Consider the following 16,448-nt stretch of genomic DNA (forward strand, 5'->3'; position numbering starts at 1 on the left):
CTTCTACAGGCACTCGGTGACGGCGCGGTCGATGGCGGCCAGCTCGGTCTCCGACCCGGCCAGCAGCAGGCCGTACAGGCGGCCGCTGAAGCGGCGCCCCGGCTCCTGCTGGGCCGCGGCGGCGTTGACCGTCGCGAAGTTGTTGACCAGCAGGCCGCGCCCGTTGGTCGTGGTGTAGAGCAGGTCGCCGAGGCGCTCTTGCATCGCGGCGAAGCCGACCTCCGCGTCCAGCGACAGCTCGTACTGCCGGGCCATACCGACCGTGCCGGCGGCCATGAACGCCTCCTGCAGGCCGGTCTGGTAGGTCGACATGTTGTTCCGGGCGTTGATCTCCAGGACGGGCAGCAGGCCACCGTCGGTGGTGACGATCGCGTCCACCCCGACGACGCCGTAGAACCCGTCGGCGGCCAGGCGGCCACCCAGGGCGGCGGCGGTCTGCTCGATCTGCGCGTGGTGCGCGGCGGAGATCCGCGCCGGGATCCGGTGTCCCTTGTGGACGCCGTTCTCGGTGATCGCCTCCTTGACGAAGTCGAACCGGACCGAACCGTCCCGGCCGACGGTGAAGTGGTAGTTGAGGTCGACGGCCTTACTGGCCCACTGCTCCACCACCAGGGCGATCCGCTGGTCGCCGCTGCGCTCGGCGCGCCGGGTCACCATGCGCACCAGCTGGTCGAGCTTGCGCTCGTCGTCGACCACGACGATGCCCTTGCCGGAGACGCCGAACGCGTCCTTGACCCCGAACCGGCGCCCGGCGGCCAGCGCGGTGCGGGCCCCGGCGGCCGCCGCGGCGAAGTCCGCGACGCTCTCGCACTCCCAGCCGGGCGCCTGCGGCAGGCCCAGCTCGGTGGCGACCCGCCGGCTGTAGACCTTGCTGTTGACCGACTTGACCAGGCTCGCCGGCGGCAGCGCGGAGGCCAGCCCGGTGCTCGCGCACAGCTGCTCCTCCAGCACCGAGATGCCGTGCGGCAGCAGGTACGCCCCGCGCGCCGCGACCGCCCGCAGCTCGTCGAGCAGCCGCGCCGAGCGCAGCGCGTCGACCGTGACCGAGTTGGCCGGGTCGTGCTCGTCGGCGACCAGGATCTCCGGCAGGTCCAGCCCGAGGCTTTCCAGGTACGCGAGGTAGTCCGGGTCCGGCGCGGACTTCAGCACGACGTAGTCGCCCTTGCCGGCGAGCAGGACGGCGAACTCGTCCATCCGGTTGACGATCGCGGTCGAGGCCCGGCCGCCGACCGTCGGCAGGCCGATCTCGTCGCGGGCCCACTCGTCCTCGACCTCGAAGTTGCCGAGCAGGACGAACGGGGTGTCCGGGTCACCGGTACACGCGTGTTTGACGCCTTCGAGGAACGCTGACATCGGGGTTTCCCTTCCGTGCTCAGTGCCGCAGGACAGCGGCGGAGAACGTGGCGCCCAGCCCCACGGAGGCCATGAGGTACGGGTCTCCGGGGCGCAGCCGGCCGGCGGCCCGGGCGTGGACGTAGTTGATGAACGGGTCGGCGGTGAAGCAGTGCCCGGTGACCGGGATGTTGTCGAGGAAGACCCGCTCCAGCGGGATGTCCAGCAGCCGGCAGGTCCACGACCAGGAGAGCCGGTTGACGTTGTGCGGCAGGATCAGCGTCAGGTCGGCGACGTCCAGCCCGGCCTCGCGGCACGCCTGGCGCATGACCTCGGCGAGCAGGTCGTTGTGGTCCTTGAGGAAACCAGGGTCGAGCGCGAAGGGCGGGAACCCGTCGCAGTAGCGGCCGATCGTGCGGGTGGCGTAGCCGAGCAGCCGGTCCCGCTCGCCGCCCGGTGCGACCAGGCAGGCGGCGGTCGACTCGCCCATGACCGTGCTCTCCGGGATCATCTCCAGCGTCGGGCTGAACGCCTTCTCGCCGACCAGCACGAGCGCGAGCGCGTCCGGGTCGCCGTCGGCGTCGAGCAGCTCGCCGGCCAGCCGCACCGCCAGCAGTCCGCTCGCGCAGGCGTGCTGGGTGAGCGTGAACACCACCGCGTTGGTCAGCCCGAGCGCGGCGCAGACGTCCTCGACCGGCCGCTCGCCGACGGTGGCCACGGTGGCGACCGTTCGGGCGTTCATGACGTACCGCACGCGGTGCTCGTTGCCGCGCAGCTCCTTCAGGTTCGTGGCGGCCGCGGTGAGGATCTGGCGCAGGTCCTGTCCGGGCGCCCGGCGGACCGAGTCGAGCCCGTAGAACCGGCGGAACGTCCACATGAGACGGTCGTCGGTACCGACGGCGGCGCCGATGTCGCCGATGTTGATGCTCGTGCCGGGCAGGTGGCACCCGACGTCCAGCAACGCGGTCATGGCTGTCCTCCGATCCGCTCGACGGCGGGCAGCCCGCCCGGCGTCGCCGTCCGGTGCGGCGGCGCGTCCGGCCACCACACGTCATCCGGGGTGAGCGCGCCCGGGGCGTACTTGCCGAGCGCGCTGATCAGCAGCCGGCATTCCAGCGCCAGGCTGTCGACGAAACGGACCAGGCCGGCCTCGGGGTCCTCGTCGACCGCGAGGAGGGCGGCCCGGCCGAGGCCGGCGGCGGTCGCGCCGAGCGCGAGGCCGCGCACCACCCGGCCGCCCTCCCACATCCGGCCGGTGACGAGCAGGCAGCCGGTGGGGCGGCCGATCCGGTGCAGGCACTCGGCGAGCGGCAGCCCGACCGCGTCGAGGAAGCCCAGCGGCGCCCAGCCGCTGCCGCCCTCGGCGCCGTCGACCGTCACCGCGTCGGCGCCGGCCCGCCAGGCCGCGTCGACCGCCTCGGCGATGTCCCGGCCCGGGTGGAACTTCACCCAGATCCGCGCCTTCGGGAAGTTGTTGCGCATGAACCGCAGCTGCTGGCGGACGATCTCGGCGGTGAACGTGCCCGGGGCGGTGCAGCGCAGCCGGCGGTCGGCGCCGAGCACGTCCCGCATCGCGAACCGGTCGGCCAGCCGGTCGGCCTCGCCGGCCGGCAGCACGGTCATGCCGCCCAGGCCCGGTTTGGCGCCCTGGCCGACCTTGAGCTCGAACGCGAGCCGGCCCGAGGCCAGCAGCGGCCCGGTCGCCGGGTCGCTGTAGACCAGGTTCCACACCTCGGAGTCGGCGTCCACGGTGCTCTGCTGCACGACCACGCCGCCGAGCTCGTCGCCGGCCTCGGCGAGGTACGCCCCGATCCGGGCCAGCAGCGGAGACGCGGCGCCGCCCCGGCGGTACCCGTGCACCGGGACCATGTTCTCACCGATCACCATCGGCACCCCGAGCCGGCCGGCCTGGCGGCTGGCGGCGATCGCGAGGTCGCCGCTGCCGGCGCTGGTCGAGCCGAACGCGGACAGGAACACCGGCAGGCTGCTGGTGAAGCCGCCGATCGCGGTGCGCAGGTCGACGTCGTCGTGCATGGGCTCGCGGCCCAGCTCGATGAGCTTCTCCAGGCGCAGCGGCATGAACACCGGGGGTACGAGCCGGGCCCGGTCCAGCGGGTCGGCGCTGCCGGCCGCCGGGTCGGCGCCGAACAGCCGGGTGCCGTACTCGCCGGCGGGCGGGAACACCGCGGCCGTGCCGGTGCGGGCCCGCTCCCGGATCCGCTCCTCCGGCAGGCCGGGAGCCGTCAGTCCGCTCACGGCGCCACCTCCCCGGGCAGCTTCGGGTAGGCACTGACCTGCCAGAGCGCGTCGAGCCCGGTGAGGTAGCGGACCAGCCGCTGCACGCCCATGCCGAACCCGGCGCTGGCCGGGATGCCCTCGCGGGCGACTTGCAGGTACCAGTCGTACTTGGCCGGGTTCTCGCCGCTCTCCCGCATCCGGGTGACGATCGTGCGGTAGTCGGCCTCGCGCTCGCTGCCACTGACGAGTTCGCCGTAGCCGCCGTGCGCGATGAGGTCGAAGTTACGCAGCACGCCCGGCCGCTGCGGGTCCTCCCGGTCGTAGAAGCCGCGGGAGCCCTTCGGGTAGTCGGTGATGAAGAAGGGCCGGTCCGCCTTGTGCGACAGCAGTTCCTCGCCCGCCCAGTCGATCTCGGCGTCGCCGCTCTGCGCGTGCCCGCTGCCGTGCAGCCGGGCGACCGCCTCGGCGTGGGTGCAGACCTCGAACCCGCCGGCGAGCAGCTCGGCGAACGTGACCTCGTCCCGGCCGAGGCCGCGCAGCACGTCCGGCACCTCCTGCCAGACGCGGCGGACCACGTGCCGCAGCATCCCGGCCGCGACGGCCATCGCGCCGTCCCGGTCGGCGCCGGCGATCTCCACGTCGATCTGGTGGAACTCGACCAGGTGCCGGCCGGTCGACGCGGTCTCCGGCGGCTCGACGCGCACGTTCGGCGCCACGTAGAAGAGCCGGTCGAAGCCGCGCAGGGACGCCTGCTTGTACAGGATGGCGCTGGTCATCAGCTTGTACGTGTGGCCGTAGTAGTCGACGTCGAGCGCCTTGGCGCCGCGCCCGCCGGGATCGGTCACCGGCCCGACCAGCGGCGGCAGCAGTTCGACGAAACCCTCGCCGCGCAGGTACTCCCGCGCCGCGGTCAGGGCCTCCTGCTGCACGAGCATCGCCGCTCTGGTCGTCGGTGCGCTCAGGTGCTCCCCGAGCGGGGCCGGCCGGCCCCGCTCCTCCTGCTGCTGCATATCTGCCTCCGCGTTCATCCGTCGAAGCTGCGGGCCACGTGGTGCAGTGCCGACAGCAACCGCGCCGACGTCATCTCGGCCCGGTCCCCCGGCGTCGTTGCGGGTCTGATCGGCATCCGGCCGACCGCCGCCCAGCGCAGCCGGCCGCCGTCGTCGATGTAGCTGCGCGCCCGGCCGGCGTTGTCCGGGTGCAGGCAGTACGGCACGTCCAGCACGCCGCGGGCGAACGCGGCGCACAGCGCCCGGCCGATGTCCGCGTCCAGCTCCAGCACCGCCTCGACGAGCGTCCGGGCCTCGGTGTACACGCCGGTGTCGGCGACGGGGCCGGTGCCGCCGGGCCGCGCGGTCACCGCCGCGACGGTGGCGGCGGTCTCCAGCGCGGCCACGTTCTCCTCGACGGTGGGGATGCGGTGCGCCTCGGCGACCGTCTTGACGATCAGCCGCTCGGCACCGGATCGGACCGCCAGCTCGGCCGCGGTCTCCAGCAGCCGCCGCGCGCCGCGCGCCGACGTCGGGTAGACGCCCATGTACGCGTAGAGCACGACGTGCCGGTCGACCTCCGCCGGCAGGAACTCGCCGGCGAGCCGGCGCAGCGCCCGCACCGCCTCCTCGTCCTGGGCCGGGTCGGTCTGCTGCGCGTAGCTCAGCGACACGCTGCCGATGCCGTGCTGGGCGAAGAACCGCGCCTCCAGCACGCTGACCGCCACCAGCAGCCCGGGCGGGCAGAGCTGGCCCAGCAGGCAGCCGCCGAAGGTCTCCAGGTGCGGCTTGCGCGGCGGCGCGACCCGCTCGGCCAGCAGGTGGCAGGCCGCCTCCCAGTTCGACACCGACTCCCGCAGCGGGGTCCGGCCGTACGGCAGGCAGTAGGAGATCGGCCCGCCCTCGGTGGCGTCGAGCCCGGCCGCGGTCAGCGCCCGGATGATCTGCTGGGGGCGGGACGAGCCGTGCCGGACCTGGATCGGGAACGACGCGTCGAGCACGCCGTCGAGCAGCGCGCGGGTCTGGTTCAGCGGATACGCCACGATGGGGTACCCGTTGAGCGGCGTCCCGCCGGCGAGCGCCCGGCGCACGGCCCGGTGGTCGTTGAGCCGGGTGTAGCTGTCCAGCGTGATCGTCCCGACCGTGGTGGCCGCCGCGAACTTGGTGCGTTCCAGCCCGGCCCGCATGCGGCGCGGGTCGCTGAAGCCCATCCGCGGCTGGACGACCAGGCGTCCGGCGGCCGCGGCGGCGATGACGAACGCGCCGAACGACGTCGCGGCGGCGGTGGTCACAGCCCCGCCCCGATCGCGTCCACAGTGGACTCCTCCGGCACCGCGGCCGCCGCGCCGGCCGCCAGCCGGTGCAGGTAGCCGCGGAAACGGTCGAGGTCGCCGCCGTCGAACACCGCGGCGAACCCGGCGGCGAGCAGCCGGTGCACCTGCTCGGCGGCGAGCGGGCCCGCGACGCCGAGCTTGCCGCCGATCACGACCGGCGGTGCGGCCGGCCCGAGCCGGTCGCGCAGGTGCGTGACCGCGCGGAGGCCGTCGGGGTAGCCGTGCCCGTTGACGCTGCTGAGGACGACGAGGTCCGGCGCCACCCGCTGGCAGGTGTCGGCCAGCAGCTCCGGCGGGACGCACGGGCCGAGGTTGACGACCCGGTGCTCCTGCTCCTCGACGAGCAGCTGCAGGAACATGAGGTTCCAGGTGTGTGAGTCGGACGCCGTCCCGGTCACCAGGACCGTCAATCGCGGCTGCGATGTATTGCGCACGAATCGAATGTAGGGATGCGGGCGGGTGCCGAACGGTAGTTGCGGCGGCAGCTGCGGGGCAGTCGCTACGGCAGTGAGACGCGCGCACGAAAAGGGCGGGCCGTGTGCGTAACACACGGCCCGCCCGCGGTCGGGGAATGGTGGTCAGGCGTATTGGGCGACCAGGCTCTTGGGACGGATGTCGGTCCAGTGCTCCTCGATGTAGTCCAGGCACTCCTGACGGGATGCGGTCTGCTTGACGACGGTCCAGCCGCCGGGCACGGAAACGAACTCCGGCCAGAGGGAGTGCTGTCCCTCGTGGTTGACCAGCACCACGAAAGCGCCGTCGGCATTGTCGAACGGATTGGCCATCTCAGCTCCTCATCATTGTGGTGGGCGCGGGGAATCCAGCGCAGCCAACGTCGCGGAAATCGTTGCGCCGATCTCGGCGAAAGGTTCCGGCTCGGTCATTCTCAAATGTTCCACGTCGATGTCGTAACGGATCACCTTCCCGTCGACGAAGGGCTGCCAGCGCTCGACCGTGGGTGACTGTGGCCCCTTGTCGGCGGTGGCGGTGAAGAAGAGGACGTCGCCGGGGAACACGCCGGGCCGGTGGGCCCGCATGATCTCCGCGTGGTTGACGGAGGCGTCGACGAGTGCGCCGACCTCTCCGTCGGTGAGGCCGGCGAGGACCGGTTCGCGGCCTCGCAGCACCCGGACGACGGCGTCCCGGTCGTAGTGGTCGAAGAACCCGCCCGGCAGGTCCGGCGCGCCGGTGTCCGTGCCGAACAGCATCTCCAGGATCTCCGGCTCGCTCAGCGGGCCCTGCGGCTCGCCGGGCAGCACCGGGTAGGAATCGAGCAGCGCGAGCAGTTCGACCTCGGCGCCCTCGGCGCGCAGCCGGGCCGCCATCTCGTGCGCGACGATCCCGCCGAAGGACCAGCCGAGCAGCCGGTACGGCCCGTCCGGGCGGATCCGGCGCACCTGCGCGAGGTAGTCCTCGGCCATCGCCGCCACGCTGGCGGCCCGGTAGCCCGGCTCGCTCGCGGCGCGGGTCTGCAGGCCGTACACCGGCTGGTCCGGGTGCAGGTGCCGGGTAAGGCCGCCGTAGGGCCAGCTCGTCCCGGCGACCGGGTGCACGCAGAACAGCGGCGGGCGGTCGCCCTGGGCCCGCAGCGGCAGCAGGACGGCGAGGGCGTCGCCGGACCGGTCGGCCGCGGCGATCCGCCGGTCCAGCTCGGCCGCGGTCGGTGCCAGGAAGAGGTCCCGGATGCCGACCTCCACGCCCAGCTCGGCCCGCACCCGGTTGGCCAGCCGCAGGCCCAGCAGCGAGTACCCGCCGAGGTCGAAGAAGTTCTCCCCCGGCCCGACCGCGGGCAGGCCGAGCACCTCGGCGAACAGTCCGCACAGGACGGTCAGCCGGCGTCCGGGCACGGCGTCCGGCGGTGCGGCCGCGATCGCCGCGGCCCGGTCCGCCAGCTCGGTCAGCTCGGCCAGCCGGGCCCGGCGCTCGGCCAGGGTGCGGGTGTCCGCGGCGGTCAGCACGGGGGCGGCACCCACCCGGACCGCCGGATCGGTCGCGAGCGTGTCGAGGAGCCGGCCGAACACCTCGACGACGAGATGGGCGGCGGGCTCGTCGAACAGGTCGGCCGCGTACTCGAGCCACGCCTCGATCCCGGCCGGTGCGCCGTCGGCGTCGCGCAGCTCCACGCAGGAGACGGAGAGGTCGAACTTCGCCGCGGTCAGGTCGGCCGGCTCGATGCGCCCCTCGACGTCGCCGAGTCGCACCGCGGGCAGGCCGCCGTCCTGCAGCGTCAGCATGACCTGGAAGAACGGGTGGTACGCCAGCGAGCGCGCCGGGTTGAGCCGCTCGACCAGCAGGTCGAACGGCAGGTCCTGGTGCTCGTAGGCGGCGAGGTCGCCGTCGCGGACCCGGGCCACGAGGTCGTCGAGCGCCGGGTCGCCGGTCACGTCGGTGCGCAGCACGAGCGTGTTGACGAAGAAGCCGACCAGGTCGCGCAGCGCCTCGTCGGGCCGCCCGGCGACCGGGGTGCCGATCGGGATGTCCGCGCCGGCGCCGAGCCGGGCCAGCGCGGCGGCCAGCCCGGCCTGCAGCACCATGAAGAGGCTGGCGCGCTGCCGCCGGGCGAGGGCGACGAGCCCGCGATGGGTGCCGGCGCCGACGTTGACCACGGTCACGCCGGCCCGGCCGGTCGGTTCGGGCGGGCGGGGCCGGTCGGCCGGCAGGTCGAGCACGGCGGGCGCGCCGGCCAGCGCGGTGCGCCAGAAGGCGACCTGCCGCGAGAGCCGGCTGGCCGGGTCGTCGGGGCTGCCGAGCAGCTCCTGGTGCCACAGCGTGTAGTCGCCGTACTGGATCGGCAGCGGCTCCCAGTCCGGCGCCGCGCCGGCCGTGCGGGCGGTGTACGCGGTGGACAGGTCGCGCAGCAGCGGGCCCATCGAGGCGCCGTCGGTGGCGACGTGGTGCACGACGACCACCAGGACGGCGGTGCCGCCGGTGACGAACAGCCGCGCCCGGATCGGCAGGTCGGCGGCGAGGTCAAACGGCTCGTTGCTGAAGGCGGCCACCGCACCGTCCACGGTGTCCGGTGCGCAGTCGGCGGTGCCGAAGGGGACGTCGGTGGTGTCGAGCACCCGCTGGTACGGCTCGCCGCCGGCGATGCCGAACACCGTCCGCAGCGCCTCGTGCCGGTCGGCCACGTCGGCCAGCGCCGCCCGCAGGGCCGCCGGGTCGGGCACGGCGGCGAGGCGGAGCACCACCGGCACGTTGTAGGCCGAGGACGGTCCTTCGAGGCGGCTGAGGAACCACAGCCGGCGCTGGGCGTACGACAGCGGCACCAGGTCCTCGGGGTCGGGCTGGGCGGCCTCGGGCGGCCCGGCCCGCAGCAGCTTCCGGTCGATCTTTCCGGTGCTGGTGTGCGGCAGGGACGCAAGGACGTGCAGCACGCTCGGGACGGCGGGCGCCGGGAGCCGGCCGGACAGGTGGGCCCGCAGCTCCGCGGCGTCGACGTTCCCGGCGGCCGCGACGTATCCGAGCAGCCGCTTGCCGCCGGCCGGCAGGTCCTGCGCGACGACCGCCGCCTCCCGGACGGCCGGGTGCGCCAGCAGCACGGACTCCACGGCGGCCGGATCGATGCGGTACCCACTGATCTTGACCTCGTCGTCGACCCGGCGGACGAAGCCGATCTGCCCGTCGGGCAGCACCGTCACCACGTCGCCGGTGCGGTACGCCGGCACGCCGGACAGGGTGGTGAACCGGCGCCCGGTCAGCTCCGGCCGGCCGAGGTAGCCGCGGGCGAGGGCCGGGCCGGACAGCCACAGCTCCCCGTCCACCAGCGCGGCCGAGACGCCGGGCAGCGGCCGGCCGATCGGCACCGTGCCACCGTCGAAGGTGGACAGGTCGGCGACGGTGGCGACCACGGTGGCCTCGGTCGGGCCGTAGGTGTTGAGCAGCCGGACCCCGGGGCCCACGGCGGCGCACCACCGGCCGACCCGCTCGGGAAGCGCGGCCTCGCCGCCGATGATGACGGTCCGCACCGCCGGGGGCAGCGCCGCCGCGCCGGCCGCGACCGCGTACGCGAGCTCGTGCCAGTAGGCGGTCGGCAGGTCCAGGACGGTGATCCCGTGCGCGGCGCAGCCGGCCAGCAGCGCCGGCACGTCGAGCATGTCGTCGGTGCGCAGGACGAGCGTGCCGCCGGCGCACAGCGTGACGAACAGCTCCTCGACGCTCGCGTCGAAGTGCAGCGGGGCGAACTGCAGCACCCGGTCTGCCGGCCCGATGCCGTAGCGCTGCCGGGCGGCGGCGACGAAGTGCTCCAGGGCCTCGTGCCCGATGACGACGCCGTTCGGCACGCCGGTGGAGCCGGAGGTGTAGATGACGTAGGCGACGTCCGGTCCGGCGCCCGGCCCAGGGAGGAGGGCCGTGGCGCCGGAGCCGAACGGGTCCGGGGGCAGGGCCGCGCCGCCGGCCGCGTCGGTGAGGATCGCGGTGGTGCGGGCGTCCCCGGCGGCCGGGTCGAGCGGCAGGTAGCCGGCGCCGGTCCGCAGCACGGCCAGGATCGTGACGACCGCCTCGATCCCGCGCGGCTGCCGGATCGCGACCAGGCGGCCGGGCCCGGCGCCGGCGGCGCGCAGTTCCTCGGCGCGCGCGGTGTAGCCGGCGACCAGGTCCCGGTAGCTCAGCCGGGCGGTGTCGTGGACCAGTGCGTCCCGGTCGGGCGCCTCGGCCGCCCGCGCGGCGATCAGGTCGAGCACGGGCGCGCGCGGCACGGCCAACGGCTCACCGTCCACTGTGATCACGGGCGCCTCGGCGACGGCGACTGACATTGGTTTCCCTCCCTCCCGGTCAGGCGGGCTGGTGCTCGGCCGCGACGGCGTTGAGGACGCCGGTGACGAGCGCCAGGAACGCGGGCAGCTGCTGCTGGAAGTAGAAGTGGCCGCCGGGCATCAGCCCGACCGCGGTGCGCGCGGAGGTGACGGCCGACCAGCCGGGCAGCTCGATCGCCGGCACGACCGGGTCGGCGTTGCCGCCGATGACGGTCACCGGGCAGGTGAGCACGGATGGGTCGGCGGTGAAGCGGTAGGCGTCGTCGATGGCGAAGTCCGCCCGGATCGGCGGCATGATGATCTCGCGCAGCTCGGGTTCGTCGAGGATGCCGTCGTCGGTGCCGCCGCGTGCCTTGATGGCGGCGACCAGCGCGTCGTCGTCGAGCCGCTCCGGGTGCACCGGGCTCGGGTTGGGCACGTACGGCGGCCGGCAGGCCGAGGCGATCAGCGCGCGGGGCGGGCGCCCGGCGCCGGTCAGCGCGCGGGCCACCTCGAACGCGACGAGCGAGCCCATGCTGTGCCCGAGGATCACCAGGTCGCCGGTGTCGGGCGGCAGGCACCGCACGACCGGGCCGGCGAGGTCGTCGATCGACGTGGGCGGCGGCTCGCTGAACCGGGCGCCGCGGCCCGGGTACTGCCCGATCAGCAGGCGCACGTCGCCGGGAAGCAGGTCCCGCCACGGCGCGTAGGAGTGGGCGTTGCCGCCGGAGTGCGGCAGGACGAGCAGGGAGATCCGGGGATGTGCCGCCGCGCCGGGCAGCACCCAGACCACGTTCTCGGGGTCCTCGGGGTCCTCGCGGTAGGCATCGGTGTGGTCAGGGCTCACGAGACGCTCCAATGCAGGTGATCGGTGAACATCCCCGGCGACAACGCTACGGAGCGCGGCCGCCGGGGAGCGGCAGGTGCAGCGGCGGTACGGGCGGCGGCTCCTAGAGCCGCGCGCCGGCCTTGGTGCGGCGGCGCAGCGTGGGACGGCTCTCCGCCGGCGCTTCGGGCTGCGGCGCGCGGCGCGCCAGGTGCTCGGTGAGCGCGGCGACGGTCGGGGCCTGGAACACGTCGCGGATGCCCAGCTCGACGCCGAGCACCGCGCTGATCCGGCTGCCGAGCTTCGCGGCGAGCAGCGAGTGCCCGCCGAGGTCGAAGAAGCTGTCGTCGATGGAGACGCCGCCGACCCCGAGGACCTCGGCGTAGAGGTCGCACAGCACGGCCTCCCGGGCGTCGCGGGGAGCCCGGCCCTCGGCCGAGGGTCCGTACTCCGGTGCGGGCAGCTGCTTGCGGTCGACCTTGCCGTTGGCCATCAGCGGGAACGTCTCCAGGACCACGACCGCCGAGGGCACCATGTGCTCCGGCAGCACCCCGGCCGCGAACCGCCGCACGTCCTGGGGATCCACGCCATCGGCCGCGCCGGCCGGCACGACGTAGGCGACGAGCCGCTTGTCGCCCGGCCGGTCCGCGCGGGCCAGCACGAGCACCCGGCCGACGCCGGGGTGCCGCATCAGCACGGCCTCCACCTCGCCCGGCTCGATCCGGAACCCGCGGATCTTGACCTGGTGGTCGGCCCGGCCCATCAGCTCGAGCACGCCGTCCGCGGTCCACCGGGCCAGGTCGCCGGTGCGGTACATCCGCGCGCCCGCCTCGCCGTAGGGGTCCGCGACGAACGCGGCGCCCGACAGCCCGCTGCGCCCGAGGTACCCGTCGGCCAGGCCACCGCCGGCGACGTACACCTCGCCGACGACCCCGGCCGGGACCAGCCGCAGCCGCTCGTCGAGCACGTAGCAGCGGCGGTCACCGATCGGCGCGCCGACCGGCAGCGTCCCCACCGGCGGCTCCACGATCGGGTACCAGTGGGTGAAGATCATGCTCTCGACCGGGCCGTAGACGTGCAGCAGGCGCAGCCCCGGACGGTCCCGGCGCAGGCGGGACACGTGCTCCAGGGACGCCTGCTCGCCGCCGGTCATCACTTGCCGCAGCGCCCCGAACACGGCCGGGAACTCGTCCACCATCAGGTTGAACAACCCGGTCGACAGGAACATCGTGTCCACCCCGTGCTCGGCGACCAGCGCCGCGATCCGATCCGCCTGCGGCCGCTGACCCGGCTGCAGCACACAGACCCCGCCGGACAGCAACGGACCCCAGAACTCCAGCGCGAACGCGTCCCACGACACCGGCGCGCACTGCAGCCACACCCCGCCGAAGTCCACATAGGACTGCCCGGTGACGGTGCCCACGAGCGCCCGGTGCGAGGACAGCGCACCCTTGGGCCGGCCGGTCGAGCCGGACGTGAACATCACGCAGACCGCGTCGCGCTCGTCCCCGGGCACGCCGGGATCGTCGGCCGGCAGGCCTTCCCGGCCGGGCTCGTCCACCCGCACGACGGTGACGCCGGAAACCCGCCCGGCCAAGGCGTTCTCGCTCACCACGACCGTCACGCCCGCGTCGGCGGCCAGCTCCGCCAGCCGCACGTCGGGGAACTCGGGGTCGAGCATCGCGTAGGCCGCACCCGACTTCAACACGCCGAGCACGGCGGTCGCCATCGCGGTGCCGCGCGGCAGCAGCACGCCGACCACGTCCCCGCGGCGCACCCCGAGGCCCAGCAGGTGCCACGCCAGCCGGTTGGCCGCCGCGTCCAGCTCCGCGTAGGTCAGCCGGTCGGTGCCGAAGACGACCGCGGTCGCCGCCGGGTCCGCCGCCGCGCGCCGCTGGAACACCTCGTGCACCCGGCCGGTCCCGGCCCGCGCCCCGTCGCCCCAGCCGAGCAGCCGGTCGGCCTCGCCCGCGGCGAGCAGGTCGACGTCGGCGACGCGGCGGCTCGGGTCGGCCGCGACCGCCTCCAGCAGCCGCACCAGGCGGTCGGCGAGCGCCGCGACGGTCGATTGGTCGAAGACGTCGGTGGCGTACTCCAGCAGCCCGCCGATGCCGCCCGGCGCGCCGTCGGCGTCGCGGTGCTCGCGGACGGCGAGGCTGAGGTCGAACTTCGCCACGCCGGTGTCCAGCGGCACCTCCCGCCCGGCGAGCCCGGCATCGGCCAGGTCGGCGCCGACGGTCTGCTGCCAGACCAGCATCACCTGCACGAGCGGGTGGTAGGCGGTGGACCGGGCCGGGTTCAGCTCCTCCACCAGCCGCTCGAACGGCAGGTCCTGGTGGGCGTAGGCGGCCAGGTCGACGTCGCGGACCCGGGCGACCAGCTCGGCGAACGTCGGGTTGCCGGCGGTGTCGGTGCGCAGCACGAGCGTGTTGACGAAGAACCCGACCAGGTCGTCCAGCGCCTCGTCGGACCGGCCGGCCACGACGGTGCCGATCGGCACGTCGGTCCCGGCGCCGGAGCGGGACAGCAGTACCGCCAAACCGGCCTGCAACACCATGAACAGGGTGGCGCCGGTTTCCCGGGCCAGCTGGGCGAGGCCCGCGTGCACCCGCTCGTCGAGGGTGAACGGCACGAGCGCGCCGTTGTGCGACGGTTCGGCCGGCCGGGGCCGGTCGGTGGGCAGGTCGATGACCTCGGGCGCGCCGGCCAGTGCGCCCTTCCAGAACGCGAGCTGCGCGGCCATCGGGCTGGCCGGGTCGGCGGCGTCGCCGAGCAGGTCGCGCTGCCAGAGCGTGTAGTCGGCGTACTGCACGGGCAGCGGCGGCCACGCCGGCGGCCGCCCGGCGGTGCGGGCGGCGTACGCCCGCGAGAGGTCCCGCAGCAGCGGCCCGAGCGACGCGCCGTCGCCCGCGATGTGGTGCAGCAGCAGCACGAGCGTGGACCCGCCGTCGTCGGTCCGCAGCAGCCAGGCGCGCACCGGCAGGTCGGTGGCGAGGTCGAACACGTAGCCGATGGCCCGCTCGACCGCGTCGGCGAGGCCCGCCCGGGTCGTGGTCTCCACGGTCAGCTCGGGCCGGGCTGCGGGCAGGATCAGCTGGTAGGGCTCGCCGTCGACGGCCGGGAAGATCGTGCGCAGCGACTCGTGCCGGTCGGACACGTCGGCCAGCGCGGCCCGGAGGGCGGCCTCGTCGGGGGCCTGGTCCAGCCGGAGCACGATCGGGATGTTGTACGCGCGGTTCGCCACCGCCCACTGGCCGAGCACCCACAGCCGGCGCTGGGCGAAGGAGAGTGGCACCCGTTCCGGCCGCGGCGCCGGCACCAGCGCGGGCCGGGCGGCGGAGCCGTCGTGCTCGGCGATGCGCCGGTCGAGCTCGGCGACGGTGGGCGCGAGGAACAGGTCGCGGACGCCGATCTCGGCGCCGAGGACGGTCCGGACCCGGTTGACGAGCGAGATGGCGAGCAGGGAGTGCCCGCCGGCGCGGAAGAAGCTCTCGTCCGGGCCGATCGAGGGCCGCCCCAGCACCGCGGCGAAGAGCCCGCAGAGGATCTCCTGCCGGGGCGTGCGCGCCTCGGTGACCACTGTGGACGGTCCGGCGGCCGCGGCGGCGGGCTCGGCGGCGAGCCGCTCCCGCCGGGCGGCCAGCGCGGCCGCCTCCTCGCCGGTGAGCACGTCGGCGTCGCCCACCCGGGTCGCCGGGCCGGCGGCGAGCGCCCGCAGGGTCCGGGCGAACACGTCCAGCACCAGCCGGGCGGTCGGCTCGTCGAACAGGTCGGCGGCGTACTGCACCCCAACGTCGACGCCGGCCGGTTCGCCCGCCTCGCCGCGGATCTCGGTGCAGAACACGCTGAGGTCGAACTTGGCCCCGGCCACGTCGGCCGGCTCGACCCGGCCGTCGAGGTCGCCGAGGCGCACCGCGGGTGGCGCGCCGTTCTGCAGCGTCAGCATCACCTGGAAGAACGGGTGGTGCGCCAGCGACCGGTCCGGGTTGAGCCGCTCCACGAGCCGGTCGAAGGGCAGGTCCTCGTGCGCGAACGCGGCCAGGTCCGCCTCCCGTACCCGCTCGATCAGCTCGGCGAAGGTCGGGTCGCCGGAGACGTCGGTGCGCAGTACGACCGAGTTGACGAAGAAGCCGACCAGGTCGTGCAGCGCCTCGTCGGGGCGCCCGGCGACCGGCGCGCCGATCGGCACGTCGGTCCCGGCGCCGAGGCGGGTCAGCGCGGCGGCCAGCCCGGCCTGCAGCACCATGTACAGGCTGGCGCCGCCGCGCCGGCCGGCGTCGAGCAGTCCCTTGTGCGTCGCGGCGTCGAGCCAGGCGCTCACCCGGGCGCCCTTGCCGCTCGGCTCGGCCGGCCGGGGCCGGTCCAGGGGCAGCGGCAGCACGCCGGGGGCGCCGTCGAGCGCCGCCCGCCAGTAGGCCACCTGCTCGGCGGCGAGGCTCTCCGGGTCGTCCTCGTCGCCGAGCAGGTCGCGCTGCCACAGCGTGTAGTCGGCGTACTGCACCGGCAGCGGCTCCCACGCGGGCGGCCGGCCGGCCGAGCGCGCGGCGTAGGCCTCCGCCAGGTCGCGCAGCAGCGGCCCCATCGACCAGCCGTCGGTGGCCACGTGGTGGATCACGATCACCAGCAGCGAGGTGCCGCCGCCGGCCAGGAACAGCCGCGCCCGGATCGGCGCGTCGGTGGCCAGGTCGAACGGCTCGTTCGCGAACCGGGCCACCGCGGCGTCGACGGTGTCGGGGGCGCCGGCGACGGTGAACAGCGGCAGGTCGAGCCGGTCCAGCACGCGCTGGTAGGGCTCGCCGCCCGCGGCGCCGAACACCGTGCGCAGCACCTCGTGCCGCTGGACCACATCGGCCAGGGCGGCGGCCAGCGCCGCCCGGTCCGGCACGCCGGTCAGGCGCAGCACGACCGGGACGTTGTACGCCGGCGACGGCCCTTCGAGCCGGCTGAGGAACCACAGCCGGCGCTGCGCGAACGACAACGGGGTCATCGCGAT

10 protein-coding genes are annotated in these 16,448 nt (G+C 74.8%); all 10 read right to left on the reverse strand.

All coding sequences use genetic code 11. The features are described from left to right. Positions 1-3 precede the first annotated feature (3 nt). The 10 genes from ACQPXD_RS42565 to ACQPXD_RS42610 all read right to left on the reverse strand — a co-directional run bounded on the left by ACQPXD_RS42565 (position 4) and on the right by ACQPXD_RS42610 (position 16,442). Entirely contained in the window at positions 4-1,353 is a 1,350-nt protein-coding gene (locus tag ACQPXD_RS42565) for an ATP-grasp domain-containing protein (protein ID WP_432828457.1), read from the reverse strand. Positions 1,354-1,372: 19 nt separating this feature from the next. Next, positions 1,373-2,302, reverse strand: a complete 930-nt coding sequence (locus ACQPXD_RS42570; RefSeq protein ID WP_432828459.1) for a 3-oxoacyl-[acyl-carrier-protein] synthase III C-terminal domain-containing protein — start codon at positions 2,300-2,302, stop codon at positions 1,373-1,375. Then, positions 2,299-3,588 (reverse strand): glutamate synthase-related protein, encoded by a 1,290-nt coding sequence (locus ACQPXD_RS42575; protein ID WP_432828461.1) that lies wholly within the window; start codon positions 3,586-3,588, stop codon positions 2,299-2,301. The genes ACQPXD_RS42570 and ACQPXD_RS42575 overlap by 4 nt, the downstream gene beginning before the upstream one ends. After that, complete coding sequence (locus ACQPXD_RS42580; protein WP_432828463.1) at positions 3,585-4,598, reverse strand: asparagine synthetase A; 1,014 nt, start codon at positions 4,596-4,598, stop codon at positions 3,585-3,587. The genes ACQPXD_RS42575 and ACQPXD_RS42580 overlap by 4 nt, the downstream gene beginning before the upstream one ends. After that, complete coding sequence (locus ACQPXD_RS42585; RefSeq protein WP_432828465.1) at positions 4,595-5,851, reverse strand: methylaspartate mutase; 1,257 nt, start codon at positions 5,849-5,851, stop codon at positions 4,595-4,597. The genes ACQPXD_RS42580 and ACQPXD_RS42585 overlap by 4 nt, the downstream gene beginning before the upstream one ends. After that, positions 5,848-6,327 (reverse strand): cobalamin B12-binding domain-containing protein, encoded by a 480-nt coding sequence (locus ACQPXD_RS42590; protein ID WP_432828467.1) that lies wholly within the window; start codon positions 6,325-6,327, stop codon positions 5,848-5,850. Before ACQPXD_RS42590 ends, ACQPXD_RS42585 begins: the two co-directional genes overlap by 4 nt. Positions 6,328-6,471: 144 nt before the next feature. Beyond that, positions 6,472-6,678, reverse strand: coding sequence for an MbtH family protein (locus ACQPXD_RS42595; protein WP_432828469.1), 207 nt, complete (start codon positions 6,676-6,678; stop codon positions 6,472-6,474). Between the two features lie 12 nt (positions 6,679-6,690). Continuing rightward, positions 6,691-10,650, reverse strand: a complete 3,960-nt coding sequence (locus ACQPXD_RS42600; RefSeq protein ID WP_432828471.1) for a condensation domain-containing protein — start codon at positions 10,648-10,650, stop codon at positions 6,691-6,693. 19 nt (positions 10,651-10,669) lie between these two features. Then, positions 10,670-11,476 (reverse strand): thioesterase II family protein, encoded by an 807-nt coding sequence (locus ACQPXD_RS42605; protein ID WP_432828473.1) that lies wholly within the window; start codon positions 11,474-11,476, stop codon positions 10,670-10,672. 103 nt (positions 11,477-11,579) lie between these two features. Beyond that, on the reverse strand, positions 11,580-16,442 hold the full coding sequence (locus ACQPXD_RS42610) for an amino acid adenylation domain-containing protein (RefSeq protein WP_432828475.1): 4,863 nt from the start codon (positions 16,440-16,442) through the stop codon (positions 11,580-11,582). Positions 16,443-16,448: the final 6 nt, after the last annotated feature.

This window comes from Dactylosporangium sp. CA-092794, assembly GCF_050948465.1.
Taxonomy (GTDB): domain Bacteria; phylum Actinomycetota; class Actinomycetes; order Mycobacteriales; family Micromonosporaceae; genus Dactylosporangium.

What these genes read in the sequence shown, in the direction of transcription:
- ACQPXD_RS42565 (WP_432828457.1), bottom strand. Translation starts at nt 1,353, where the DNA reads ATGTCAGCGTTCCTCGAAGGCGTCAAACACGCGTGTACCGGTGACCCG.
- ACQPXD_RS42570 (WP_432828459.1), bottom strand. Translation starts at nt 2,302, where the DNA reads ATGACCGCGTTGCTGGACGTCGGGTGCCACCTGCCCGGCACGAGCATC.
- ACQPXD_RS42580 (WP_432828463.1), bottom strand. Translation starts at nt 4,598, where the DNA reads ATGAACGCGGAGGCAGATATGCAGCAGCAGGAGGAGCGGGGCCGGCCG.
- ACQPXD_RS42595 (WP_432828469.1), bottom strand. Translation starts at nt 6,678, where the DNA reads ATGGCCAATCCGTTCGACAATGCCGACGGCGCTTTCGTGGTGCTGGTC.
- ACQPXD_RS42600 (WP_432828471.1), bottom strand. Translation starts at nt 10,650, where the DNA reads ATGTCAGTCGCCGTCGCCGAGGCGCCCGTGATCACAGTGGACGGTGAG.
- ACQPXD_RS42610 (WP_432828475.1), bottom strand. Translation starts at nt 16,442, where the DNA reads ATGACCCCGTTGTCGTTCGCGCAGCGCCGGCTGTGGTTCCTCAGCCGG.